24 protein-coding genes are annotated in these 24746 nt (G+C 70.1%); 12 read left to right on the top strand and 12 right to left on the bottom strand.

The window, feature by feature from the left end; genetic code table 11:
• The first annotated feature begins 71 nt into the window (after positions 1-71).
• From AB0F17_RS33960 to AB0F17_RS33945, 4 genes are all read left to right on the top strand, one after another.
• Positions 72-905, top strand: coding sequence for a helix-turn-helix transcriptional regulator (locus AB0F17_RS33960; protein ID WP_358031308.1), 834 nt, complete (start codon positions 72-74; stop codon positions 903-905).
• Positions 906-976: 71 nt separating this feature from the next.
• Complete coding sequence (locus tag AB0F17_RS33955) at positions 977-2080, top strand: CapA family protein (RefSeq protein WP_358031306.1); 1104 nt, start codon at positions 977-979, stop codon at positions 2078-2080.
• A gap of 41 nt (positions 2081-2121) precedes the next feature.
• Positions 2122-3882 carry an SDR family oxidoreductase gene (locus AB0F17_RS33950; protein ID WP_358031305.1) on the top strand — a complete coding sequence of 587 codons (1761 nt, stop codon included), beginning with the start codon at positions 2122-2124 and terminating at the stop codon, positions 3880-3882.
• Positions 3883-3925: 43 nt separating this feature from the next.
• A complete protein-coding gene (locus tag AB0F17_RS33945; protein WP_358031373.1) occupies positions 3926-4567 on the top strand; it encodes a TetR family transcriptional regulator in 642 nt (213 codons plus the stop codon).
• Positions 4568-4619: 52 nt separating this feature from the next.
• Here the strand turns inward: AB0F17_RS33945 and AB0F17_RS33940 are convergent, their stop codons facing one another.
• Positions 4620-4970: a hypothetical protein gene (locus AB0F17_RS33940; protein ID WP_358031304.1), complete on the bottom strand. Its 351-nt coding sequence runs from the start codon at positions 4968-4970 to the stop codon at positions 4620-4622.
• A 170-nt stretch (positions 4971-5140) separates the two neighbouring features.
• On the opposite strand from AB0F17_RS33940, the gene AB0F17_RS33935 reads away from it, so the two are divergent.
• Positions 5141-5671 (top strand): tetratricopeptide repeat protein, encoded by a 531-nt coding sequence (locus AB0F17_RS33935; RefSeq protein ID WP_358031303.1) that lies wholly within the window; start codon positions 5141-5143, stop codon positions 5669-5671.
• 207 nt (positions 5672-5878) lie between these two features.
• Here the strand turns inward: AB0F17_RS33935 and AB0F17_RS33930 are convergent, their stop codons facing one another.
• The 7 genes from AB0F17_RS33930 to AB0F17_RS33900 form a co-directional block, all read right to left on the bottom strand.
• Positions 5879-6430 (bottom strand): hypothetical protein, encoded by a 552-nt coding sequence (locus AB0F17_RS33930; RefSeq protein ID WP_358031301.1) that lies wholly within the window; start codon positions 6428-6430, stop codon positions 5879-5881.
• Positions 6431-6616: 186 nt separating this feature from the next.
• A complete protein-coding gene (clpB, locus tag AB0F17_RS33925) occupies positions 6617-9187 on the bottom strand; it encodes an ATP-dependent chaperone ClpB (RefSeq protein ID WP_358031300.1) in 2571 nt (856 codons plus the stop codon).
• Positions 9188-9192: 5 nt separating this feature from the next.
• Complete coding sequence (locus AB0F17_RS33920; RefSeq protein WP_113703558.1) at positions 9193-9543, bottom strand: helix-turn-helix transcriptional regulator; 351 nt, start codon at positions 9541-9543, stop codon at positions 9193-9195.
• A 3-nt stretch (positions 9544-9546) separates the two neighbouring features.
• Positions 9547-10731 (bottom strand): molecular chaperone DnaJ, encoded by a 1185-nt coding sequence (gene dnaJ / locus AB0F17_RS33915; protein WP_358031298.1) that lies wholly within the window; start codon positions 10729-10731, stop codon positions 9547-9549.
• 23 nt (positions 10732-10754) lie between these two features.
• Positions 10755-11351 (bottom strand): nucleotide exchange factor GrpE, encoded by a 597-nt coding sequence (grpE, locus tag AB0F17_RS33910; protein ID WP_358031296.1) that lies wholly within the window; start codon positions 11349-11351, stop codon positions 10755-10757.
• Positions 11351-13222 carry a molecular chaperone DnaK gene (gene dnaK, locus AB0F17_RS33905; RefSeq protein ID WP_358031295.1) on the bottom strand — a complete coding sequence of 624 codons (1872 nt, stop codon included), beginning with the start codon at positions 13220-13222 and terminating at the stop codon, positions 11351-11353. Before dnaK ends, grpE begins: the two co-directional genes overlap by 1 nt.
• Before the next feature lie 178 nt (positions 13223-13400).
• Positions 13401-13859 carry a hypothetical protein gene (locus AB0F17_RS33900; protein WP_358031293.1) on the bottom strand — a complete coding sequence of 153 codons (459 nt, stop codon included), beginning with the start codon at positions 13857-13859 and terminating at the stop codon, positions 13401-13403.
• A gap of 92 nt (positions 13860-13951) precedes the next feature.
• On the opposite strand from AB0F17_RS33900, the gene AB0F17_RS33895 reads away from it, so the two are divergent.
• The 5 genes from AB0F17_RS33895 to AB0F17_RS33875 are packed head-to-tail and all read left to right on the top strand — an operon-like array spanning position 13952 to position 18977.
• Complete coding sequence (locus tag AB0F17_RS33895; RefSeq protein ID WP_358031291.1) at positions 13952-14833, top strand: proline dehydrogenase family protein; 882 nt, start codon at positions 13952-13954, stop codon at positions 14831-14833.
• An 18-nt stretch (positions 14834-14851) separates the two neighbouring features.
• Positions 14852-15646 carry a pyrroline-5-carboxylate reductase gene (proC, locus tag AB0F17_RS33890; protein ID WP_358031289.1) on the top strand — a complete coding sequence of 265 codons (795 nt, stop codon included), beginning with the start codon at positions 14852-14854 and terminating at the stop codon, positions 15644-15646.
• A 51-nt stretch (positions 15647-15697) separates the two neighbouring features.
• On the top strand, positions 15698-17065 hold the full coding sequence (locus AB0F17_RS33885; protein ID WP_358031288.1) for an HlyD family efflux transporter periplasmic adaptor subunit: 1368 nt from the start codon (positions 15698-15700) through the stop codon (positions 17063-17065).
• Entirely contained in the window at positions 17062-17796 is a 735-nt protein-coding gene (locus AB0F17_RS33880) for an ABC transporter ATP-binding protein (protein ID WP_358031286.1), read from the top strand. Before AB0F17_RS33885 ends, AB0F17_RS33880 begins: the two co-directional genes overlap by 4 nt.
• A complete protein-coding gene (locus AB0F17_RS33875) occupies positions 17793-18977 on the top strand; it encodes an ABC transporter permease (RefSeq protein WP_358031285.1) in 1185 nt (394 codons plus the stop codon). Before AB0F17_RS33880 ends, AB0F17_RS33875 begins: the two co-directional genes overlap by 4 nt.
• An 80-nt stretch (positions 18978-19057) precedes the next feature.
• Here the strand turns inward: AB0F17_RS33875 and AB0F17_RS33870 are convergent, their stop codons facing one another.
• The 4 genes from AB0F17_RS33870 to AB0F17_RS33855 form a co-directional block, all read right to left on the bottom strand.
• Complete coding sequence (locus tag AB0F17_RS33870) at positions 19058-19798, bottom strand: ABC transporter permease subunit (protein WP_358031283.1); 741 nt, start codon at positions 19796-19798, stop codon at positions 19058-19060.
• A complete protein-coding gene (locus AB0F17_RS33865; RefSeq protein ID WP_358031282.1) occupies positions 19795-20685 on the bottom strand; it encodes an ABC transporter ATP-binding protein in 891 nt (296 codons plus the stop codon). Before AB0F17_RS33865 ends, AB0F17_RS33870 begins: the two co-directional genes overlap by 4 nt.
• 80 nt (positions 20686-20765) lie before the next feature.
• Positions 20766-21425, bottom strand: coding sequence for a response regulator transcription factor (locus AB0F17_RS33860; protein ID WP_358031280.1), 660 nt, complete (start codon positions 21423-21425; stop codon positions 20766-20768).
• Positions 21422-22645: a histidine kinase gene (locus AB0F17_RS33855; protein ID WP_358031279.1), complete on the bottom strand. Its 1224-nt coding sequence runs from the start codon at positions 22643-22645 to the stop codon at positions 21422-21424. Before AB0F17_RS33855 ends, AB0F17_RS33860 begins: the two co-directional genes overlap by 4 nt.
• Before the next feature lie 128 nt (positions 22646-22773).
• Here AB0F17_RS33855 and AB0F17_RS33850 point away from each other — a divergent pair, with 128 nt between their 5' ends.
• Entirely contained in the window at positions 22774-23937 is a 1164-nt protein-coding gene (locus AB0F17_RS33850; RefSeq protein ID WP_358031278.1) for an acetoin utilization protein AcuC, read from the top strand.
• Between the two features lie 8 nt (positions 23938-23945).
• Positions 23946-24728, top strand: a complete 783-nt coding sequence (locus AB0F17_RS33845) for a phosphatase (RefSeq protein ID WP_358031276.1) — start codon at positions 23946-23948, stop codon at positions 24726-24728.
• Positions 24729-24746 lie beyond the last annotated feature (18 nt).

Below are 24746 nucleotides of genomic sequence, written 5' to 3'. Positions count from 1 at the left end.
GAGCCCCTTTATACTGGTATTAACGCTACCTGGATGAGTGATGACCGCTGTCCCATAGTGAAGGGGTGACCGTGGCAGAAGCAAGGCGCTCCGATCTGTCGGCATTCCTGCGCACCCGGCGCGAGCGGATCACTCCCGAGATGGTCGATCTGGCACCGGGTCCCCGCAGGCGCACCCCCGGCCTGCGCCGCGAGGAGGTCGCCCAGCTCGCCGGGGTGGGCGTCACCTGGTACACGTGGCTGGAGCAGGGGCGGCCGATCAACGCCAGCAGCCAGGTGCTCGACGCGATCTCGCGCACGCTCCGGCTCGACACCGCCGAGCGGCAGCACCTCTACCGGCTCGCGGGCCAGTCCGGAACGCCCGTCCTCGACGGCTCCACGCCGGTGACGCCGGAGATGCGGGCCATACTCGACCAGCTCGGCGCGATGCCCGCGAGCATCACGAACAGCCGCTACGACGTGCTGGCCTGGAACTCGGCCTACGCGACGATCTTCCCCGAGGTCGTTGGCGCCGCGGAATGCGAGCGCAACTCGCTCTGGCAGACGTTCGTCAGCCCGGCGTGGACGACCAGGCTCGTCGATCGCGACCAGGAGTTGCCCCGCGCCGTCGCCGTCTTCAGGGGCGCCTACAGCCGCCACTCCGACGACCCGTGCTGGCAGGACTTCGCCCGGCGGCTGGCCGCGGAGAGCGCCGAGTTCGCCCGGCTCTGGGCCCGGCAGGATGTGGCCGAGCCCGGGCCGCGCGTGAAGACGTACGAGCACCGGCAGATGGGCCGGATCAGCTTCAGGACGACGAGCTTCAACCTCTCGTCGGCGCCGGAGACCCGCATGGTCATCTACACGCCGCTGGACCAGGGGTGCCTCGATGCCATGACCCGCCTCATGACCGAAGGTCAGCGCCGCTAGAATCGCCGCGATTCATCCGCTCGTGCCATGCTCGATGGCTGAAAGTCAGGATCGAGCGGAAGTGACCGCACATGAGACTCCCCCGTCCTCTGCTCTCGGCGCCCCTCGTCGTAACGCTGGCCGCGGTCGCCGCATGCACGGCGGCCAAGCCGGAACAGCCGCCGAAGACCGAACAGGCGGCGGAGAAGCCGAAGGAGGCGACGGAGCAACCGAAGGAGGCGACGGTCTCCGCCACCCCCGCTCGGCAGCCGTACACGATCTCGTTCGGTGGGGACGTGCACTTCGAGGGCGGGCTCCGCAACAGGCTCGCCGCGCCGCGCACGGCGCTCGGGCCGATCGCGCAGGTGCTGCGCGAGGCCGACCTCGCCATGGTCAACCTGGAGACGGCGATCACGACCGGCGGAACGCCCGCGCCCGGCAAGCAGTTCACGTTCAGGGCACCCGCCACGGCGTTCGCCGCGCTGAAGGCCGCCGGGGTGGACGTGGCGTCGATGGCCAACAACCACGGCATGGACTACATGGAGACCGGGCTCACCGACTCGCTGGCGGCGATCAAGCAGAGCAAGTTCCCGATCGTGGGCATCGGGGCGAACTCCACGCAGGCCTACAAACCGTTCAGGAAGACCGTCAACGGCAACCGGGTCTCCATCATCGGCGCCACGCAGGTGCTCGACGCCGAGTTCGTCCAGGCGTGGACGGCGACGCCCACCAAGGGCGGGCTCGCGTCGGCCAAGGACGAGCCGCGCCTGCTCCAGGCCGTACGGCAGGCTCGCAAGAACTCCGACACCGTCATCGTGCACCTGCACTGGGGCACCGAGCTGCAGAAGTGCCCCAACCCGGCGCAGCTCGCGCTCGGCCCGAAGCTGGTCAAGGCGGGCGCCGACGTGGTGGTCGGCGGGCACGCGCACATCCTGCTCGGCGCCGGGTACATCGGCAACGGGTACGTCAGCTATGGATTAGGCAACTTCGTCTTCTACAACTCCACGCCCGGCACCACCGGCACCACCGGCGTGCTGACGCTCACCATCAAGGGCCGCAAGGTGCTCAAAGACCAGTGGACCCCGGCCACGATCCAGGGGGGAGTACCGATCCCCATGACGGGCACGGCCAGGACACAGGCGGTGGCCGACTGGAAGGCCCTGCGATCATGTACGGGTCTGGCCGCCCGCCCTTGACGGCATCTATCATTGGACTCCACGTCCAATAGGAGGTCGCGATGCGCTGGGTCGAGTCCGATGACGTACGGCTGGCGGTCTTCGAGGAAGGCGATCCCGGCGACCCCACGATCCTGCTCGTGCACGGCTACCCGGACACGCACCGGGTCTGGGACGAGGTCGCCGAGCGGCTGCGCGACCGCTTCCACGTGGTCCGCTACGACGTACGCGGCGCGGGCTCCTCGACGGCCCCGCGCCACACCCGCGACTACGCCTTCGACCGGCTCGCGGCCGACCTGACGGCGGTGCTCGACGCGATCGGCAAGCCGCGGGTCCATCTCGTGGGGCACGACTGGGGCTCGCTGCAGGGCTGGGACGCCGTGACCCGGCCCGGCCTCCGCGACCGGGTGGCCTCCTTCACCAGCTTCGGCGGTCCGGGTCTCGCGCAGTGGCGCCACTTCATGAGGTACGGCCGGCGGCGCGACGTGCTGTCACAGAGGGCCAAGTCCTGGTACATCGGCGTTTTCCGGCTTCCGGTGCTGCCCGAGGTGGCTTGGAGCACGTTCATGCCGCGGGTGCTGGAACGGACGATGCGGCTGAACGAGGGCATCGAGCCCCGGCCGGGCCACCCGGCCGACACCCTGGTCAGTGACGCACGCAACGGCCTGCGGCTCTACCGCAGCAACATGACCGACCGGCCCGCCGGTGACCCGTCCGACCGATCCCGTGTCGACGACGCGGGCCGTGGTGACGGTCCGAACGTCGCCGTGCCCGTTCAGCTCATCGAGCCGACGCGGGACCCGTTCGTCACCCCGGCGTTGCTGGCCTCCCTCGGGCAGTGGGTCCCGAGGTTCTGGCACCGCAAGATCGCGGCCGGTCACTGGGCCCAGCGCAGCCACCCCGAGGTCATCGCCAGGATGATCGCCGAGTTCGCCACCCACACCGACGGCGGCACACCCACCAGAAGCCTGCGCGGAGCCCGCGTCGAGGAGGGTCAGAAGGCCTTCCACGGGCAACTGGTGGTGATCACCGGCGCCGGTAGCGGCATCGGGCGCGCCACCGCACGCGCCTTCGCGGCGCACGGGGCCGAGGTCGTCTGTGCGGACCTCGATCTCGAAGCGGCGGCGCGCACGGCCGACGGCATCGCCAAGGACCTCGGCGGTACGGCACACGCCGTACGGGTCGATGTCGCCGACACCACCCAGATGGAAGACTTCGCCAGAAATATCCGCGCTGAGTATGGAGTGCCGGACATTGTGGTGAACAATGCCGGGATCGCGGTCAGCGGGCCGTTCCTCGACCACTCGGTCGACGACTGGCGCCGGACCCTCGACGTCAACCTGTGGGGCGTCATCCACGGCTGCCGCCTGTTCGCCGCTCAGATGGTCGAGCGGGGAGAGGGCGGCCACATCGTCAACATCGCCTCGCTGGCCGCGTTCGTACCGTCGCGGCTGCTGCCCGCCTACTCCACCTCGAAGGCGGCCGTGAAGATGCTGAGCGAGTGCCTCAGAGCGGAAGTCGCCGCGCAGGGCATCGGGGTCACCGCGATATGCCCCGGTTTCGTGTCCACGCCGATCGCGCACAACGCCACGTACGTCGGGCCGGACATCAGGGAGACGGCCGAACAGCGGCTCGCCCGCCGCGGCTACCCGCCCGAGCGCGTCGCCGCCCACATCCTGCGGGCCGTACACCGTGACCAGGCCGTCGTGCCGGTCAACGCGGAAGGGAAGATCGGCTACGCGCTGTCGAGAATCTCGCCGGGGGTGCTGCGGCGGCTGGCGCGAGTGACCGGCGTCACAGGAATTCCGCCATTCGCCAGGTAACGATCGTGTACTTGGGGGGAAGATGGAGCTCGTGTCCTCCCCGATGATTGAAGACGGCTGCGCGGCGCCCCAATCGCTCCGGCGACGGCCGACGCAGCGCCGCAGTGCCCGCCGCGTCGAGCGGATGCTCGACGCGTGCGCCGAGCTACTCGACGAGATCGGCTACGAGGGTCTCTCCACCACCCGCATCGCCGAGCGAGCCGGCGTCGCCATCGGGTCGGTCTACCAGTTCTTTCCCGACAAGCGGGCCATCACGCAGGAGCTGACCCGGCGCAACGTCGAGCAGTTCGTCTCCCGGGTCGGCCGCAGGTTCCTCGAAGAGGACTACCGCGGCTGGTGGGAGGCGGTCGACGCGATCATCGACGAATTCGTCGACATGCATCGCAGCGTGCCCGGGTTCAGGAACCTTCGCTTCGGCGACGTGGTCGACCTCAACCTGCTCGACTCCGACTCCGACAACAACATGGTGATCGCCGGACGGCTGCGCGGGCTGCTGCTGAAGGAGTTCGGGCTGGCCGACAGCCAGGAGCTCGATCTGGCGGTGCTGGTCGCCGTCGAGGCGGGCGACGCGGTGCTGAAGCTGGCCTTCCGCCGGGATCCCGACGGGTCGCCGGAGATCATCGAGGCGGCCAAGCAGCTGATCCGCGGCTTCCTGTCCCGCCAGCTCAAGTCCTGGTCCCCGTGAGGCGCCCGGGTCACGCGCCGCCCCGGCTTCCAGTTGGCTTTGTGCTGGGCGTCTAGTCGGTTTCGCGTAGCTCCTTGAGGAGCTCTGGGAGCCAGGCGGGAGTCGAGCTGTGCTGGCGCTGTGGCTGGTCGGTCGATTCCGGGACGAGCGCGGCGGCGGGCGGCTGGTGCAGCTGGGTCCGCGACGGGTTGGCGCCCGGCACGCACGGTGCCGGGAACGTCACCGGCCGTGCGTCACGCGCCTCCCTCGCCATCCTGGTGTGCAGTCTGGCCTCCAGCGCGTGGAGGTTTCGCTCAGCCGATTCGATGGCCTCCAGACGGGCCGAAAAATAGCCAACCGCCCCGGGAATCACGGCCGACAGCACGATGACGCAGGCCAGCATGAAGGTCATCTGCTTGGACATGCCCATCGCGACTCCCTCCACTAGCGGACGAGCGCGACGGTTATATCCCCTCCGACCAGCACAGACACGCTGACTGTAGTCATACTTTAACGCTACGTTGCCGAACTCGTGCGAGATCCGCGATGTGCATTGACCGGGCAAAACCGCAAGCGGCTCGGTAGTCTCGCGGTGTGGCGCATGTGACCCGTGAGCACCTTGATCGCCTGCTAGAGCAGGCACTGCTGGCCGACGACCACGGTTCGCTGGCCAAGCGGCTGTACGACGTCGCGCTCGGCTATTCGTCGGGCGACGTTTCCAGGGCATCCATCCTGGTCCTGGCCGCCGAGGAATGGCGAGCGGCGGGACAACCCGCGCGTGCGATGGAGTGCTTCCAGCGTGCGATGGAAGACGGTGGCGAGTCGAGCATCGACCCGCGAGCCGGCATAGCCGACACGCTCTTCGAGCTCGACAGACCGGACGAGGCAAGGGAGGTCATCGAGACCATCCGCGCGGAAGGCCGTGTCACCACGGCGACCGCTCACACGATCGCCGAGACCCTGGTGGCCTACGGTGACCTGAAGGCGGGGCACGAGTGGGCGACCCAGGCGGTGCTGGCCTGCGACGAGAACGACCCCGAGCAAGTGGCCCTACTACGCACCCGCTACCGCATCAGGGTGGACCTCGGCCTGCCGGAGGACGACCTGGACGCCCTGGTGTCCTGACGAGGGATGCCGAGGGTAGATGACGCGACCCGCCCCCCATGGGAGGGCGGCGCGGTTTGTCCCGATGGGCGGGTGGCGTGATCCGTGGGTGGGTAACGCGATCCGTCCCCTCGGGTGTGGTGCGGTCTGTTCCCTCGGGTGGGTGGCGCGAGCCGTTCCGTGGGTGAATGGTGCGCGCTGTCCCGCTGGGCGGGGGCGCGCTGGGCGTCATTTCAGGGGCAGTCTCTGGATCAGGCCGTTGACGCCGTCGATGGCGGGGGCGTGCTCGGGCACCTCCGGCAGTACGGAGGCGACGGTATCGCGCTCCACCTGATCGACGGGCTGGAGCGGGTCGACGGGAGACTCGGCCACGGTGCCCACGATGCGTGAGCCGGCCGCGGTCGCGTCGTCGGGCATGTCCACGGGCAGCTTGCCGGCGCGTGGCAGGCGCCGCGGCGTGGGGAGGTCGGGCGCCTCCGCCAGCCTCGACACGTCTGCCAGGCCCGCCGTGCCGGGGATGCCGCCGGGGAGCGTCGAGGCGCCCGCGGTGGCGGCCATCCCGCCCTGGTCGGCGATGTTCATCACCGAATGGCCCGTCGCCAGACCGGCCACGCCGAGCCGGTCGGCCAGTCGCGCCGCGGCCATGGACAGGCGGTCGGACGGGTCGCCGGCCGGCTGGACCAGCTTGCTTCGGGCGGCTGCCGGGCCCGCCGCCATCCAGCTCACTGCCACGGTCAGCGTGGCCACCGCGAGGATGCCGCGGAACTTCCGAGATGACACTGCACGTCCTCCTGCTTCGGCTTTCGGTGATGCGACGAAAGCCGAAGCTAGTCACGACCGGGTCCACCGCGTGTCGGCTTGCCGGAAGGGTGGCGCAACCCTTGACGACGGAGGGCCGCCGTTGACCGTGCCGTGAAACGCCGACGCCCGGAAACCAGCCGGTTTCCGGGCGTCGCGAGCGCGGGGTCAGCCGCGGGCGATGGTGAGCTCGTCGTCGCCGAGGTCCACCAGGACGCGGTCGCCGTCCACGACCTCACCCGACAGCACGGCCTTGGCCAGCTTGTCGCCGATCGCCGACTGCACCAGGCGGCGCAGCGGGCGTGCCCCGTACATCGGGTCGTAGCCGGTGAGCGCCAGCCATTCGCGGGCCGCGTCGGTGACCTCCAGCCTCAGCCGGCGGTCGGCCAGTCGCTGGGCCAAACGGTCGACCTGGAGGTCGACGATGCGCGTCAGCTCTTCCGAGCCGAGCGCCTCGAAGAGGATCACGTCGTCGAGCCGGTTGAGGAACTCCGGTTTGAACGCGTTGCGCACCGAGCCCATGACGGCCTCGCGCTTGGCGCCGTTCGCCAGTTTGGGGTCGACCAGGAACTGCGAGCCGATGTTGGAGGTGAGGATCAGGATCGTGTTGCGGAAGTCGACGGTACGGCCCTGGCCGTCGGTCAGCCGGCCGTCGTCGAGCACCTGCAGCAGGATGTCGAAGACCTCGGGGTGGGCCTTCTCCACCTCGTCGAGCAGCACGACCGTGTAGGGCCGCCGCCTGACGGCCTCGGTGAGCTGGCCGCCCTCCTCGTAGCCGATGTAGCCGGGAGGCGCGCCGACGAGCCGGGCGACGCTGTGCTTCTCGGAGTATTCGCTCATGTCGATGCGGGCCATCGCCCGCTCGTCGTCGAACAGGAACTCCGCCAGCGCCTTGGCCAGCTCGGTCTTGCCGACACCCGTCGGGCCGAGGAACAGGAACGAGCCCGTGGGCCTGTCGGGATCGGAGATCCCGGCCCGGCTCCGCCGTACGGCGTCGGAGACGGCCTGTACGGCCTGCTGCTGCCCGATGAGGCGCCGCCCCAGCTCATCTTCCATCCGCAGCAGTTTGGCCGTCTCAGCCTCCAGCAGGCGGCCCGCCGGGATGCCCGTCCAGGACGAGATGACCTCGGCGATGTCGTCGGGGCCGACCTCCTCCTTGACCATGGCGTTGTCGGGGGTGGCGGCCTCGGAGGCGGCCCGCAGGGCCTGCTCCAGGCGCGGCACCTCGGCGTACATGAGCCGGGACGCGGCCTCGAAGTCGCCGTCGCGCTGCGCCCGCTCGGCGCTGCTCCTGGCCTCGTCGAGCTGCTTCTTGAGCTCGCCGACCTTGTTCAGGCCGGCCTTCTCGGTCTCCCAGCGGCCGACGAGGGCGTTGAGCTCCTCCTGGCGGTCGGCCAGCTCCTTGCGGAGGCGTTCGAGCCGCTGGATGGAGGCCTCGTCGGTCTCCTTGGAAAGGGCCAGCTCCTCCATCTTCATCCGGTCGACGTTGCGCTGGAGCTGGTCGATCTCGACGGGCCGCGAGTCGATCTCCATGCGCAGCCGGGAGGCGGACTCGTCGACCAGGTCGATCGCCTTGTCGGGGAGGAAGCGGTTGGTGATGTAGCGGTCGGAGAGCGCGGCGGCGGCGACCAGCGCGCTGTCGGCGATCTGGACCTTGTGGTGGGCCTCGTAGCGGCCCTTGAGCCCGCGCAGGATCGCGATCGTGTCCTCGACCGTGGGCTCGCCGACGTAGACCTGCTGGAAGCGGCGCTCCAGCGCGGGGTCCTTCTCGATGCGCTCGCGGTACTCGTCGAGGGTCGTGGCGCCGATCATGCGGAGCTCGCCGCGGGCCAGCATGGGCTTGAGCATGTTGCCCGCGTCCATCGCGCCCTCGGCGGCGCCCGCCCCGACGACCGTGTGCAGCTCGTCGATGAACGTGACGATCTGCCCGTCGCTCTCCTTGATCTCGGAGAGCACGGCCTTGAGCCGCTCCTCGAACTCGCCGCGGTACTTGGCGCCCGCGACCATCGCGCCCAGGTCGAGCGAGATGAGCCGCTTGTTGCGCAGCGACTCGGGCACGTCGCCGGCCACGATGCGCTGGGCCAGGCCCTCGACGACGGCCGTCTTGCCGACGCCGGGCTCGCCGATCAACACCGGGTTGTTCTTGGTGCGCCGGGACAGGACCTGCACGACCCGGCGGATCTCGGAGTCGCGGCCGATGACCGGGTCGAGCTTGCCGCTGCGGGCTCGCTCGGTCAGATCGACGCCGTACTTCTCCAGCGCCTGGTAGGTGTCCTCGGGCGTCTCACTGGTGACGCGGGCGTGGCCGCGTACCTTCTCGAAGGCGTCGAGCAGTGCCTGCGGGGTCGCCCCCTGGGACTTCAGCAGCTCGGCGCTCTGGCCGCCGTCGGTGGCCAGGCCGACGAGCAGGTGCTCGGTGGAGACGTACTCGTCTTCGAGCCGCTTGGCCCGCTGCGCGGCGGTGTTGATCACGGTCAGCAGCTGGCGGGAGCTCGACGGCGCGCTCACGGTGGAGCCCTGTGCCTTCGGCAGCGCGGCGAGCTGCTCCTCGACCTTGGCGCGCAGCGTCTTCCAGTCGGCGCCGACGGCTTCGAGCAGCGGGATGGCGGTGCCGCCCGTCTGGGCGAGCAGTGTGGTCAGCAGGTGCGCGGGCGCGATCTCCGGATTGCCCTCCGCGGCGGCACGCCGCATGGCCCCCGAGAGAGCCTCCTGGCTCTTCTGGGTGAGCTTGTAGTCCATGTGTTCTAGGCCCCCGGTGGCAGCTCGTAGCGGATCAGCGCCCTGACCATCTGCATCTCGGCGCGGAGGCGGTGAACCTCCTCACGCAGCCGCAGAGCCTCGTTCTCGAGCTCGAGAATCCGCTTGATGCCCGCGAGGTTGATGCCCTCCTCCTGGGAGAGCCGCTGGACCTCGCGGAGCTGGATGATGTCGCGGGTGGAGTAGAGGCGGCCGCGCCCCGCCGTACGGCCTGGACAGACCAGTCCGAGCCGGTCGTACTGCCGCAGCGTCTGCGGGTGGAGACCCGACAGTTGCGCGGCAACCGAGATCACATAGACCGGTGTTTCGTCTGACAGGTCGAAATAGTTGGCGTCCATCGGCTACTCGCTTCTGGCTCTCTGTATGAGATCAGCCCGCGGGTCCTCACCCGCGGTCGCGGTGTTGAACTCCGTGAGGAGTTCGCGGGACTTGTCGTCCAGCGTCTTGGGGACGACCACCTCGACGGTGGCGAGCAGGTCGCCCTTGGTGCCGTCCTTGCGGGCGACGCCCCTGCCGCGAACCCGGAACGTGCGCCCGTTGGGGGTGCCCGTCGGGATGCGCAGCGTGACCGGCAGGCCCTTGAGTATCGGCACCTTGATCTCGGCGCCGAGCGCGGCCTCGGAGAACGTCACCGGCACGGTGATCGTCAGGTTTTCGCCCGTCCTGCCGAACACGGCATGCGGCTTGACGTGCGCGAGGATGTAGAGGTCGCCGGCCGGGCCGCCGTTCTCGCCCGGGGCGCCCTTGGCCTTGAGCTTGACCCGCTGGCCGTCGGCCACCCCCGCGGGGATGCGCGCCTGGATGTTGCGGGTGCTCTTGGCCCGGCCGCTGCCCTCGCACACGGGGCAGGGGTCGTCCACGAGCAGGCCACGGCCCTTGCAGTCGCGGCAGGGCTCGGAGAAGGCGAAGTTGCCCAGGTTGCGGCTGGCCGCGCCGGTGCCCTCACAGGTCGGGCAGACCCGCGGGGTGGTGCCGGCCTTGGCCCCGGTGCCGCTGCACGCCGTGCAGGCGGCCGAGCTGGTCAGCCGGAGCGACACCGTGGAGCCTTCGACCGCTTCGGTGAACGTGAGCGTGACCTCGGACTCGATGTCCTGCCCACGCCGCGGCCTGGTGGTGCTGGTCGTACGGGCCGAGCCGCCGCCGCGGTTGAACAGCCCGCCGAACAGGTCGCCGAGCCGCTCACCCGCACCATGGCCCTGCTGCTGTTGCTGGCTGGCGGTGCCGCCGAACAGGTCGCCGAAGTCGAACGGGAAGCCGCCACTACCGGGACGCTGGCCGCCCACCCCCGACCCGAACAGCGTGCGCGCCTCGTCGTACTCCTTGCGGCGCTTGCTGTCGGACAGGACGTCGTTGGCCTCGGAGACCTCCTTGAACTTTTTCTCCTTGGCCACGTCGCCCTGATTGGTGTCGGGGTGGTATTGCCGGGCCAGCTTGCGGTAGGCCTTCTTGATGTCTTCAGGGGTGGCTGACTTGGGCACACCAAGGACGGCGTAGTAGTCCTTCTCCAGGTAGTCCTTGGTGCTCATCTATCGCCCTTCGTTCTTCTTCGTCAGTTGTCGTCGTCGGACGCCGGAGGGGCGTCTTCTGGCTCCGCCACGGCCACCCGCGCCGGGCGGAGCACCCGGTCACCCATCCGGTAACCGGGCTGTAGCACCTCGACCGCGGTCGGCTCGGTGACGTCCGGCGAGTAGCTGTGCATCAGCGCCTCGTGAACGGTCGGGTCGAACGGGTCGCCCTTCTGCCCGAAGGAGTTGAGGCCGAGCTTGGTGACCGCCGCTTCCAGTGACTCTGCCACCTTCGCGAAGCCACCGGTGAGCTCGCCGTGATCGCGTGCCCGGCCGATGTCGTCGAGCACGGGCAGGAGCTCCTGGAGGGCGCTCGCGACGGCCTGCTCGCGAACCACGACCCGGTCACGCTCGACCCGCCTGCGGTAGTTGGTGTACTCCGCCTGGAGGCGCTGCAGGTCGGACGTCCGCTCGGAGAGCTGCGCCAGCACGTCCCCGTCCTTCGCCGACACCTCGGTGGGGGCGGGGGGAACGGGGATCTCCTGGTCTTGCGGACGTTCGCGCACCTGGCCCGTCTCCGGGTCGATCTTACGGTTGTCGCGGATCACCGGCTCGTCGTGCCCGTTGTCACGCGTCGGCATCACTTGTCCTTCTTCGGCTGGTCTTCATCGACGATCTCGGCCTCGACCACGTCCTCGTCGGCCTTCTGCTGCTCACCGGCCGCGGCGTCCTGCGGAGCGCCCTCCTCGCCGGCCTGCTGGCCCTGGCTCTGCGCGTAGATCGCCGAGCCCATCTTCTGGCTGACGGTCGCGAGCTTCTCGGCCGAGTTGCGGATGACGTCGGTGTCGGTGCCCTCAAGAGCCTTCTTCAGCTCGGCGAGCGCGTCGTTGACCTCGGTCTTGATCTCGCCGGGGACCTTGTCGTCGTTCTCGCGGACGAACTTCTCCGTCTGGTAGGCGAGCCCGTCCGCGTTGTTGCGGACCTCGGCCTCCTCGCGGCGCTTCTTGTCCTCCTCGGCGTACGACTCGGCCTCGCGCATCATCCGCGCGATGTCGTCCTTCGGCAGCGCGGAGCCGCCGGTGATCGTCATCGTCTGCTCCTTGCCCGTGCCCAGGTCCTTGGCGGAGACGTTGACGATGCCGTTGGCGTCGATGTCGAAGGTGACCTCGATCTGCGGGATGCCGCGCGGCGCCGGGGCGATGCCGGTCAGCTCGAACGTGGCCAGCTTCTTGTTGTACGAAGCGATCTCGCGCTCGCCCTGGTAGACCTGGATCTGCACCGACGGCTGGTTGTCCTCGGCCGTGGTGAAGACCTCGGAGCGCTTGGTCGGGATCGTCGTGTTGCGCTCGATGATCTTGGTGAAGATTCCACCCTTGGTCTCGATGCCCAGCGACAGCGGGGTCACGTCGAGCAGCAGGACGTCCTTGACCTCACCCTTGAGCACGCCGGCCTGCAGGGCGGCGCCGATGGCGACGACCTCGTCCGGGTTGACGCCCTTGTTGGGCTCCTTGCCGCCGGTCAGCTCCTTGACGAGCTCGGAGACGGCGGGCATGCGGGTCGAGCCGCCGACGAGCACCACGTGGGCGATGTCGGAGACCTTGATGCCGGCGTCCTTGATGACCTGGTTGAACGGGCCCTTGGTCCGCTCGAGCAGGTCGGCGGTCAGCCGCTGGAACTCGGCCCTGGTCAGCTTCTCGTCGAGGTGCAGCGGGCCCTCGGACGAAGCGGTGATGTAGGGCAGGTTGATGTTGGTCTCGGCCTGGCTGGACAGCTCGATCTTGGCCTTCTCCGCCGCCTCACGCAGGCGCTGGAGGGCCATCTTGTCCTTGGACAGGTCGACGCCGTGAGCGTTCTTGAACCGGTTGGCCAGCTCGTCGACGACCCGCTGGTCCCAGTCGTCACCACCGAGGTGGTTGTCGCCGGAGGTCGCCTTGACCTCGACGAAGCCGTGGCCGTCCTCCTGGCCGACGTCGAGCAGGGACACGTCGAAGGTGCCGCCGCCGAGGTCGAAGACCAGGATCGTCTGGTCCTGCTCCTTGTCGAGCCCGTACGCGAGCGCCGCCGCGGTGGGCTCGTTGATGATGCGGAGCACGTTGAGGCCCGCGACCGTGCCGGCCTCCTTGGTGGCCTGGCGCTGCGCGTCGTTGAAGTAGGCCGGGACGGTGACCACCGCGTCGGTGATCTTCTCGCCCAGGTAGGCCTCGGCGTCCTGCTTCAGCTTCTGCAGCACGAAGGCGCTGATCTGCTGGGGGGAGAACTTCTTGCCGTCGATCTCCTGGGACCAGTTGGTGCCCATCTCGCGCTTGACGGAGCGGATGGTCCGGTCCACGTTGGTGACGGCCTGTCGCTTGGCGACCTCGCCGACCAGGACTTCGCCGTTCTTCGCGAAGGCGACCACGGACGGCGTGGTCCGCGAGCCCTGCGCGTTGGCGATGACGGTGGGCTCACCGCCCTCGAGGATCGAGACGACGGAGTTGGTCGTCCCAAGGTCGATACCTACCGCACGTGCCATGAGTACGTCCCTGTAGTTAAAGTTGAGTCGGTCAGACTCAACGTACGAATGCCGGGGGTGTTTGTCAAACAGCTTGAGCCTACTCGACTCAACCCCGCCCCGAGCACCCGCATTCCCCCCTGAAAAGCGAGACCCCCGGCACAACAGGGGTCGTGTGCCGGAGGTCTCATCGGGGGGTTCAGGACTTGGCGCCGTCCACGACCTTGCGCTTGCCGAGGGGCGACTTGAGCTTGACCGTCGTCGTCTTCTCCACCGCGATCATGATGCAGGCGACGTCCTTGGCCTTCGGGGCGGTGCCCTCATAGAGGGTGACCGTGACGCGCTTGCCCGTCTCCTTGACCTTGACCCGGTCCAGGACGCTGCACGGGGCCACGCCCGACCACCAGGTCAGCTTGAGCTTGCGGCCGTGGGACGTCGGCTGCGCCTTGGTCCAGCGGATCTTGTGCGTGTTGATCGTGTCGCCGGTGGGCTTGACCGGTTGCGGGGACTTCGTGGGAGTCGTCTCGGCGGGACCGCTCGCCACGGGGTCAGTGGTGACCGGCGCCTGGGGGGCGGAAGCGGGGGCCTGCTTGGCAGGCGCCGGGGCCCCGCAACTCGTCGCGAGCACCAGACATCCGGCCAGAAGAGTCGCTGTCATTGTGCGCATACTCCTTGGACGAATGGGACGCCTCGGAGGTTCAGTCGCCGTGATCCGGCGGAATGCGCGCCGGTGAAGTTAGGGTTGAACACGTGCTGCGTCAGGCCCTGTTGGCCGTCTCCAGGAGCGACCTCGCCGAGCGGGTCATCACCACATCGCCGCTGACCAGGGACGTGGTCAGGCGCTACGTCGCCGACGACGTCGGCGCGGTCATCGCCCGGCTGACCCGCGACGGGCTGCTCGTCACCATCGACCACCTGGGCGAGGACGTCACCGACCGGGCGCAGGCCGAACGCTCCGTCCACGACTACCTCGCGCTGCTCGGCCGGCTGCCCCGCGACGCCGACGTGTCGATCAAGCTGACCGCGCTGGGGCTGCGGCTCTCCGAACAGCTCGCGCTCGACAACGCGGCCAGCATCTGCGAGGCCGCCGCGGCCAAGGGAGTGACGATCACCCTCGACGCCGAGGAGCACGACACGATCCCCGGGCTCCACTCCGTGCACGCCACGCTGCGCAAGGAGCATCCCGACGTGGGCGTCGTGGTGCAGGCGTACCTGCCGGACGCCCACGAGCGCTGCGAGAAGCTCGAGGGGGCCAGGGTGCGGCTGTGCAAGGGCGCCTACACCGCGCCCGGCGCCTTTACTGCCCCGGCCGACATCGACCGCTCGTTCGTGCGCTGCCTCAAGGTGCTGATGAACGGCACCGGCTATCCCATGGTCGCCACGCACGACCCCCGGCTGGTGGAGATCGCTTCGGCGCTGGCCGTACTGACCGGGCGGGACGCGACGGGCTTCGAGCATCAGATGCTGTACGGCGTGCGGCCCGCCGAGCAGGCCCGCCTGGCCGGGCTCGGCGCCCAGGTGCGCGTCTACGTGCCTTACGGCATCGACTGGTACGCCTACCTCATGCGCCGCCTCGCCGAGCGCCCGCGCAACCTGGCCTTCTTCGCCCGGTCGCTGGTGAGCAGGCACTAGCTAGGTAGGCTAACCGGCGTGATTGCGATTCTGGGCACGGGCAAGATGGGCGAAGCCCTCCTGTCCGGCCTACTTCGGGCAGGGTTCGATTCGGGCGACATCATGGCGACGGCCCGCAGACCGGAGCGAGCGCAGGCGCTGCGTGAGGCCTACGGCGTACGGACCGTCACCAACGCCGAGGCCGCCAAGGCGGCCGAGACGCTCATCCTGGCGGTCAAGCCACAGGACATGGCGACTCTGCTGGCCGAGATCGGCCCATACGTCCCCGCCGACCGCCTGGTGATCACCGCCGCCGCCGGCATCACCACCGCCTTCGTCGAGCAGCGGCTCGGTGTCGAGGTGCCGGTGGTCAGGGTGATGTCCAACACGCCGATCCGCTTCGACGAGGCGATGAGCGTGATCTCGGCGGGCGCCCACGCGGGCGAGGAGCACCTCAAGCACGCCGAGGACCTGCTCAAGCCGGTCGGCAAGGTGCTGCGCATGCCCGAGTCGCAGCAGGACGCGGCCACCGCCCTGTCGGGCAGCGGGCCCGCCTACTTCTTCTACCTGGTCGAGGCCATGGTCGACGCGGGGATCCTGCTCGGCATGCCCAGGGCCGCGGCGCTCGACATGGTCACCCAGTCGATCGTGGGCGCCGCCGTGATGCTCCGCGACTCGGGCGAGCATCCGGTGATCCTGCGCGAGGCGGTCACCTCTCCCGGCGGCACCACGATCGCGGCGATCGCCGAGCTCGAACGGCACAGCGTCCGCGCCGCCTTCCTGGCCGCCATCGAGGCCGCCCGCGACCGAAGCCGCGAGCTCGCCTCTGGCTGAGCCTGGGAGGCCCAGAGTCACCCGGACCGCCCTGCTCCTACGATGGGTCGGGTGACGATCCGTCGCGGCATCCCCCCGCTGCTCGTCCTGCTCGCGCTGACCGGCTGCTCGACCGAGGAGCCGGCCGCCGTACAACTGGCCGACGTCAAGCGCGCCCCGGTCACCGAGGTCGTCGAGGCGCCCGCCACGATCGGCGCCCGCGCCACGGCCACCCTCCGCTCACCCGCCCAGGGCACGATCGCCAAGCTCTACGTACGCGAGGGCGACCACGTGCGCAAGGGCCAGATCGTGGCCGAGATTCGCTCACCACAGGCCCAGGACCAGCTCAAACAGGCCCGGCAGGCGTCGAAGTCGGCCTCGCCCGCCACCCCTAGCCTGGGCCGCCCGAACGTCCGGCTCGCCTCCTTCGACACCGGCGCGTTCGACCGCGAGGTGGCCAGGCACTTCGCCAGGGCGCGCAGGGAGGCCAAGAAGATCGACGACGCCCAGGCCCGCAGGCAGTTGCTCAGCGCCATCGGCCTGGCCGAGGCCCAGCACAAGGCGCAGACCAGGGCCCTGAAGTCGATCACCGCCCAGCTCAACCGGTCGATCAACAGCGTGCTGGCCGGGGTCACCAGCGGGTTCGGCGGGTTGACGTCGTCCATGGCGTCGTTGCGGGCGGCCTCCAAGTCCCAGGCGAAGGCCGCGGTCAAGGCGGCGGAGAGCACGGTGAAGTCGCTCACCGTCAAGGCGCCGTTCGGCGGGGTGGTCACGCTCGGCCGGCCCACCGGCGGCGGCGCCGCGAGCAGCCTGAACGGCCTGCTCAGCCAGTTGCCCACCGGCGGCCAGCAGTTGCCCGCCGACACCTCGGGCGGCTCCGCGAGCGGCGGCACGCCGGTGGCCGTGGGCGTCCCCGTGTCGGCGGGCGACCCGATCGTCACGGTCACGGACGTCTCCGAGCTCACTCTCTCCGCCGACATCGACGAGACCGACGTGCTGCTGGTCAAGAGGGGCACGGAGGCGACGGTCGAGCTCGACGCGGTCCCCGGCGCGGGCTACACGGCGCGGGTGACGGGCGTCGGCGTGACGCCGATGGCGGGCACGACGGGCGGCGTCAGCTACCCGGTGCAGCTCACGCTCGGTGCGGGCACATTCGACGACGGCGCGAAGGCGCCTACTCCAAAACCGGGTATGAGCGCCGTGACGCGGCTGACGGTCCGAGAGTCGCCGGCCGCCATCGCGGCCCCGGCCTCGGCGATCGTCTCCAGCGGGCGCGAGAGCGTGGTCTGGGTGGTCAGGAACGGTACGGCGGAGCGCCGCGTGGTCAAGCTCGGCGCACAGGGAGAGGCGGTGGTCGAAGTGCTGAACGGACTGTCGGTGGGTGACCGGATCGTGGTCAAGGGCGCGGACTCGGTACGGCAAGGCCAGCGACTGCCATGACGACCCCCGTCTTAGAAGCAGCCGCTCTGGAAGCCGTCGACCTCACCAGGCGCTACCAGCTCGACGGCGTCGCCGTGGAGGCGTTGCGCGGTGTGTCGCTCCGCATCGGCCGCGGCGAGTTCGTGGCCATCATCGGGCCGTCCGGGTCCGGCAAGTCCACGCTGATGCACCTGCTCGGCTGCCTCGACCGGCCTACTTCCGGGCGGCTCCGGGTGAACGGGGTGGAGATGTCGCGGCTGTCCGACACCGAGCTGGCCGAGCTGCGCAACAAGACCATCGGGTTCGTGTTCCAGTCGTTCCACCTGCTGGCCAGGACCACGGCGCTGGAGAACGTGGCGCTGCCGCTGGTCTACCGGGGGGTCGGCAAGGCCGAGCGCCGGTCCAGGGCGCGGGCGGCGCTGGAGTCGGTGGGGCTCGGGCATCGGATGGAGCACCGGCCCTCGCAGATGTCCGGCGGTGAGCAGCAGCGCGTGGCGATCGCCAGGGCGCTGGTCGGCGAGCCCAAGGTGCTGCTGGCCGACGAGCCGACGGGCAACCTCGACACCCGCAACGGCGCCGAGGTCATGGCCATGCTCGACCGGCTCAACAGCGACAGCGGGGTGGCCGTGGTGCTGGTCACGCACGAACCGGAAGTCGCGGGGCACGCCCGGCGGCAGATCCACGTACGCGATGGGCTGATCGAGCTCGACACCGCGGACCGTGACCCAGAAGGCGGTGGCGGCGAGGAGTGAGGGGGCGCGAGGCGTTCGGGATGGCGCTGGAGGCGCTGCGGGTCAACCGGCTGCGCAGCGTGCTGACCATGCTCGGCGTCATCATCGGCGTGCTCGCCGTGGTGATCCTGGTGGCCGTCGGCACCGGTGCGAAGGACGCGGTGGAGAAGGAGATCTCCGGCCTCGGCACGAACATCATCCTGGTCGTCCCGGGCCGGCTCAGCGTGGGCGCGGCGCCGACCCAGAGCAAGCTCAACCTGGCCGACGTCGCGTACGTGCGTCGCGTGGTCGGCGACCCGGCCAAGGTGACGGTCTCGCTGCAGTCGGGGGAGACTGTGCGGGTCGGCGGGACCGAGGCGTTCGTCACGATCGTCGGCACCGACCAGAACCTCACCAACATCTTCGAGCGCCCGCTCGACAAGGGCCGTCACCTGAGCGAGACCGACGTCGACACCCGGCGCCGGGTCGCGGTGCTCGGCTCCGAGGTGGCCGACAAGCTGTTCGGCGACCTCGATCCGATCGGGCGGCAGCTCACCGTCTCCGGGGTGCGGTTCCGGGTCGTCGGCGTCTACGCCAAGATCGGCCAGACCTTCGGGGTGTCTCGCGACCAGGAGGTGCACATCCCGGTGACGACGGCCCAGCGGCTGCTCGGCATCGCCAGGGTCAACGGCATCGCGGTGGGCGCCTCGGGGCCCGACGAGATCGAGCCGCTCCAGGAGCGGGTCGTGGCGGCGCTGACGGACCGGTATCCGGGCGAGAAGTTCTCGGCCGTCACGCAGACCCAGCTGCTCGGCACGATCGGCAGCGTGCTCGGCATGCTCACCGGCGTGCTGGCCGCGATCGCCGGCATCTCGCTGCTGGTGGGCGGCGTGGGCGTGTCGAACATCATGCTGGTCAGCGTCCGGGAACGGACCCGCGAGATCGGGCTGCGCAAGGCGCTCGGGGCCAGGCAGCGGGACGTGCTGGCCCAGTTCCTGATCGAGGCGGTGCTGCTGACGACGATCGGCGGTGTCATCGGGATCCTGCTCGGCGTGGGCGGCGCGTTCGCCATCCAGGCGCTCACGCCGGTGCCCGCCTCGGTCACCTGGTGGTCGGTCGCGCTCGCGTTCGGGGTGTCGGCGGCGGTGGGCGTGTTCTTCGGCGTCGCCCCCGCGCGGAGGGCGGGCCGGTTGGACCCGGTCATCGCCCTCCGTGCCGAGTGATCGCGGTCCGCGTCGGATGCCCGCCCTCCGTGCCGAGTGATCGCGGTGCGGGTCGGGTGCTCGCCCTCCCCGCCGAGTGATCACGCGTCGCGCCGCCGCATCAGCACGGCGCCCGCGAGCACGGCGACGGCCACCCAGACGAGGTAGACCGCGAACCCGCTCCACGGGCCCAGAGAGCCGTTGCTCTGGCCGGACACGACCAGCAGGCCGGCGTTCGTGGTGAAGTATTCGGCCACGGTCCTGCCCCAGTCACCTGGGAGCTGGTTCGCGAATACGGGCAGCACCATGATCAGCGCGATGGCCGACACGATCGCGCCCGGCGTGTGTCTGACCAGCGTGCCCAGTCCCAGCCCGAACAGCCCGCACGCGGTCAGGTAGAGACCGGACCCGAGCGTGGACCGCACTACCTCGCCCAGTTCGATCGACGGCGGCTGGAAGATCGCCACGCCGACGCCGATCGCCCCGGCCGACGCGACCACGCAGACGACCAGCGAGATCGCGACGAACACCACGATCTTGCCGGTCAGCAGGCGCATGCGCTTGGGCACGGCCATGAGCGAGGTGCGGATGCCCCCGGTGCGGTATTCGCTGGAGATCACCAGAACGCCCAGGGTGGCCATGGACAGCGCGGCGATCATCGTGCCGGTCAGGCTCATCCCGATCGCCTGATCGCCCGGGACCGGCCCGGTGGCCGTGCTCTTGGCCGCGGCGCTGATGAGGGCGGAGAAGCCCAGCATCAGCCCGGCGGTGACGGCCAGCGTCCACACGGTGGACCGGACTGATCGGATCTTGGTCCACTCGGACCTGAGGATGTCCATCATGACGAGTACTCCAGGCTGTCCTTGGTGAGCTCCATGTAGGCCGCTTCGAGCGAGGGCTGGACGAGCGTCAGCTCCTCCAGCGGCAACCCGGCCCGCGCGGTGATCGTGCCGATCTCCAGCGGCGTCACCCCGGTCACCCGCAGGTGGTCGCCGTGCGGCACGCCGACCCTGATCAGCTCGGCCACCTCGGCCAGCCGCGGCGAGCGCACCCGTACGTACGCCTGGGAGCTGCGCCCGATGAACTCCGACACGCTCGTGTCGGCGATCAGCGCGCCCTTGCCGATCACCACCAGATGGTCGGCCGTCTGCGCCATCTCGCTCATCAGATGGCTGGACACGAACACCGTGCGCCCCTCGGCCGCCAGCTTCCGCATGAAGGTGCGGATCCACAGGATGCCGTCCGGGTCCAGCCCGTTGACGGGCTCGTCGAAGATCAGGATCTCCGGGTCGCCGAGCAGCGCGGCGGCGATGCCGAGCCGCTGCGACATGCCGAGCGAGAACCCGCCGACCCGCCGCTTGGCCACCTTGACCAGGCCGACCACCTCCAGCACCTCCTCGACCCTGCCCGCCGGGATGCCGTTGGTCTGCGCGATGGCCAGCAGATGGTTGCGGGCGCTGCGCCCGCCGTGCACGGCCTTGGCGTCCAGCAGCGCGCCGACCTTCCGCAGCGGATGCCGCAGTTCGGTGTACGGCTTGCCGGCCACGAGGACCGAGCCGCCCGACGGGTGGTCCAGGCCGAGGATCATGCGCATCGTGGTCGACTTGCCCGCGCCGTTGGGACCCAGGAATCCGGTCACCTGACCGGGTTCGACGTCGAAGGACAGGTCCGCGACGGCCACGGTGTCGCCGTAGCGTTTGGTCAGATTCGTTGCCCGAATTGCGGTCATGACTCCAGCGTGGCTGTGGTCCGCCCAAGTTTCTTCCTGCTGGGGAACCGTTCGCGCGGGCGGCCTCTGGGACCCTGCTCCTACTCTCCAGGGGTGATCAGCGCCGCCTCGTAGGCCACGATCACCGCCTGCGCCCGGTCCCGGGCGCCGATCTTGGCGAACAGGCTCGTCACGTGGTTCTTGACGGTCGAGGGGGAGACGTCCAGCTCCTCGGCGATCTCCGCGTTGGACCTGCCGCGGGCGATCAGGACGAGCGTCTCGCGCTCGCGCTCGGTCAGCCCGCCCAGCCGCGTGGGAACCGGCCTGCTTCGCGGTCGTGACGCCCGTACGAACGTGCCGATCAGCCGGGTCAGCAGCCGCGGCGCCACGGCGGACTCGCCGCGGTGCACCACGCGGACGCCCTCGACCAGTTCCTCGGGCGAGACGTCCTTGGGCAGGAAGCCGGCGGCGCCCGCCCGCAGGGCCGCGACCACGTTCTCGTCAAGGTCGAACGTGCTCAGCGCGAGCACCCGCACGTCGGGCAGCTCACCGGTGATCTGCTCGGTCGCGCGTACCCCGTCCAGGCCGGGCATGTGCAGGTCCATGAGCACCACGTCGGGGCGCAGCCGCCTGCTCAGCACGACCGCCTCCGCGCCGTCGGCCGCCTGGCCCACCACGCGCATGTCCGGCTGGGCGTCGAGCATGAGCTGGAAGCCCTTGCGCACCAGCGCGTGGTCGTCGGCCAGGAGTACGGCGATCATGTTCTCTCCAGGGGGATCCGGGCGTGCACGACGAACCCGCCCTCCAGGCGGGGACCCGTGCGCAGCAGGCCGCCGCACAGTGCCACGCGCTCCGCCATCCCGTCCAGCCCGAACCCCGGCGCGGGAGCCGTCCGGCCGCCCGGCGTGGGCAGGCCGTCGTCGATGACCTCCACCTCGACCGCCTCGCTCTCGTACGCCAGGCGGATGCTCGCCCGAGCCCCCGTGGCGTGCTTGCGGGTGTTGGTCAGCGCCTCCTGCACGATCCGGTAGACGGCGTGGTCGACGGCCGCCGGCAGCGTGACGGGCTCGCCGGTCACGGTCAGGCTCGCGGGCAGCCCGGCGGTCTCGGCCTCCTGGACCAGCGCGGGCAGCCGGGCCGCGCCCACCCCGGTCGCCGCGTCGACGCCCCCCTCGGCCCTGAGCAGGCCGTCGGTGGTGAGCACGCCGCCGGCCCTGAGCAGGCCGTCGGAAGTGAGCACGCCGCCGGTCCTGACCGGGTCGTCGGCCCTGAGCACGTCGAGGAGCTGGCGCATCTCGGCCAGTGCCTGGCGGGCGGTCCGCTCCGCGCCGGCCAGGGCGTCATGGGCGGCGTCCTCGCTCGGCGGCAGGGTGGCCCGGGCGCCGCCGACCAGCACGTTGATCACGCTGATGTGGTGGGCCACGACGTCGTGCAGCTCCCTGGCGATGCGCCGCCGCTCGGCGCGGACCGCGCTCTCGGCCGCCTCCCGCCGGCCGCGCTCTCTGAGCTCGGCGCGCATCCTGACGAACTGCCCGACGGCCACGGCGCTCAGCGGGTAGATCATCCCAGCTATCCAGGAACCGGCCTCCGGCCTGGTCAGGCCGGTCACCACCCCGTAGACCGCGCTGCCGCCGGCGGCGGTGAGCGCGGCGGTCCTGCCCGGGGTGTAGCGGCCCACGCTGTAGAAGGCGATCGCCGAGGTGAGATTGTTCGTCATCAGGACGTCGGTGGCCATGCCGAGCGCGTCGGCGACGGTCTCGATCGCCGCGACGGCGATCGGCCTGCTCCGCCGTAACAGCAGCGGGAACGTGCAGAGGATGAAGAGACCGGCGCCCTTGGCGACGTCCAGGAAGCCGTCGCGCCACCCGAAGTACAGGCCGATGCTCGCGCCGATGGCGAGCACGGCCACCAGCGTGCTGTCGAACACGCGCGGACGATGGAAGAAACGCCATGCGGCCGTGATCCGACGCATGAAGCGCATGATCCAAGCTTATGTTCAGGCAGGAAAAAGTGGCGATATTTCGCCGGAGTAGCCGACGTCACCGTATGGACGTGCTCTGCTGACGCTGCGGTAACGTCGCCTCAAGGGGCGAGGCGACGGGAGCGGGCATGAGTTCGACGGCACGGGCCATCTGGGACGACGCTCTCACCTCCTACGACTTCGGGCCGGGCCATCCGCTGGCGCCCGTCAGGGTGGAGCTGACGATGGCGCTGGCCCGCGAGCTCGGCGTGCTCGACAAGATCGAGGTGGCCGGCTGCGTGCCCGCCACCGACGACGAGCTGGCCTTGGTGCACAAGCGCGACTACATCGAGGCGGTCAAGCGCGTCTCGGCCTCGGGCGGCCCTGACCTGTCCGCGGGGCTCGGCACGCCCGACAATCCCGCTTTCAAGGGCGTACACGACGCCTCCGCGCTCATCGCCGGCGCCACGCTGGCCGCCGCCCGCTCGGTCTGGGAGGGTACGGCCGAGCACGCGGTCAACATCGCCGGCGGCCTGCACCACGCGATGGCCGGCTGCGCCAGCGGTTTCTGCGTCTACAACGATCCGGCGCTGGCCATCGCCTGGCTGCTCGCGCAGGGGGCCGGCCGCGTCGCCTACGTGGACGTCGACGTGCACCACGGCGACGGCGTGCAGGCGCTGTTCTACGACGACCCCCGGGTGCTGACGATCAGCCTGCACGAGAGCCCGCGCACGCTGTTCCCCGGCACCGGGTTCCCCGGGGAGACCGGCGCCGAGGGCTCGGCGGTCAACGTGGCGCTGCCCGCGGGCTGCGGAGACGCGGGCTGGCTGCGGGCCTTCGACTCGATCGTGCCGCCGCTGCTGCGTGAGTTCCGGCCGGACATCCTGGTGACCCAGCACGGCTGCGACAGCCACGCGCTCGACCCGCTCGCCAACCTGATGCTCAGCGTCGACGGGCAGCGCGCCGCCTACGCGTACCTGCACCGGCTGGCCCACGAGACGGCCGGCGGCCGGTGGATCGCGACCGGCGGCGGCGGCTACGAACTGGTCCAGGTGGTGCCGCGGGCCTGGACGCACCTGATCGCCGAGCTGTCCGGGCACCCGCTCGATCCGGCCACCCAGACACCCCCGGCGTGGCGGGCTTTCGTGCGAGAGCGGACGGGGGAGACGGCCCCGCTGACCATGACGGATGGCAGAAATCCGGAATTTCGTGACCTGTCGAGTGGTTATGACCCAGCAGACCCCATCGACCGTGCGGTCATGTCGACCCGACAGGCGGTCTTCCCCCTGCACGGCCTCGACCCGATGCCTTAGGGAGAGCTGTGCTCAGCCGCGACCAACTCCGTGAACACCTGATCCGGACCCGGATCGCCGGCGAGGTCGCGACTTCGCGCGAGAACAACCTCGACCACTACAGTTCGGCGGCCAACGGCGACCCGTACTACCTGCTGGGACTGACCCTCGAACAGCCCTGGTCGTTCCGGGACGTCCTCGCGCGGATGGCCAAGTCGGCGGGGGTGAAAGCCGATCCGGGACACCGACGGGGCCAGGACACCATCGACCCCGACCTGACGATCGACGCGCTCGACGCCATGGCCGAGCGGATCGCCGGCGTGCTGTCGCGGGAGAATCCGCGGCTGCTGTTCGCCACCGGGCACCCCACGGGCCTGCTCGCCGTCCACCTGCCGCTCGCCCGGTTCGCCGTCGAGCGCGGGGCGACGCTGCTGACGCCGGCCGAGGGATGGACCTACTCCGGGTCGGGCTTCGGACGCGCGCGCAAGATCCGCTATCTCCAGGACATCGCGATGCTCGATGACAAGGGCGGGTTCGTGCACACCCACGACTCGGCCCCGATGGAGCGGATGCTCACCGTGCTGGGAGACGCCTCGCCGGACCTCGTCATCGCCGACCACGGGTGGGCGGGGGCGGCCGGAGAGGCGGGTGTGCCGACGGTGGCGTTCGCCGACAGCAACGACCCCGGGCTCTTCTTGGGCGAGGCGGAGGGAAAGATCGACGTTGTCGTCCCGTTGGACGACAATGTGCTACCGCGCTATTACGAACCGTTGACCACCCACCTGGTCACACGGGCCTCACAGACCCCATGAGTTCAATTCGGTCATCCC

This window comes from Nonomuraea sp. NPDC026600 (genome assembly GCF_040638335.1).
Lineage (GTDB): Bacteria > Actinomycetota > Actinomycetes > Streptosporangiales > Streptosporangiaceae > Nonomuraea.
The sequence above is the reverse complement of the archived record's forward strand: the minus strand, read 5'-3'. Positions and strand labels throughout refer to the sequence as shown.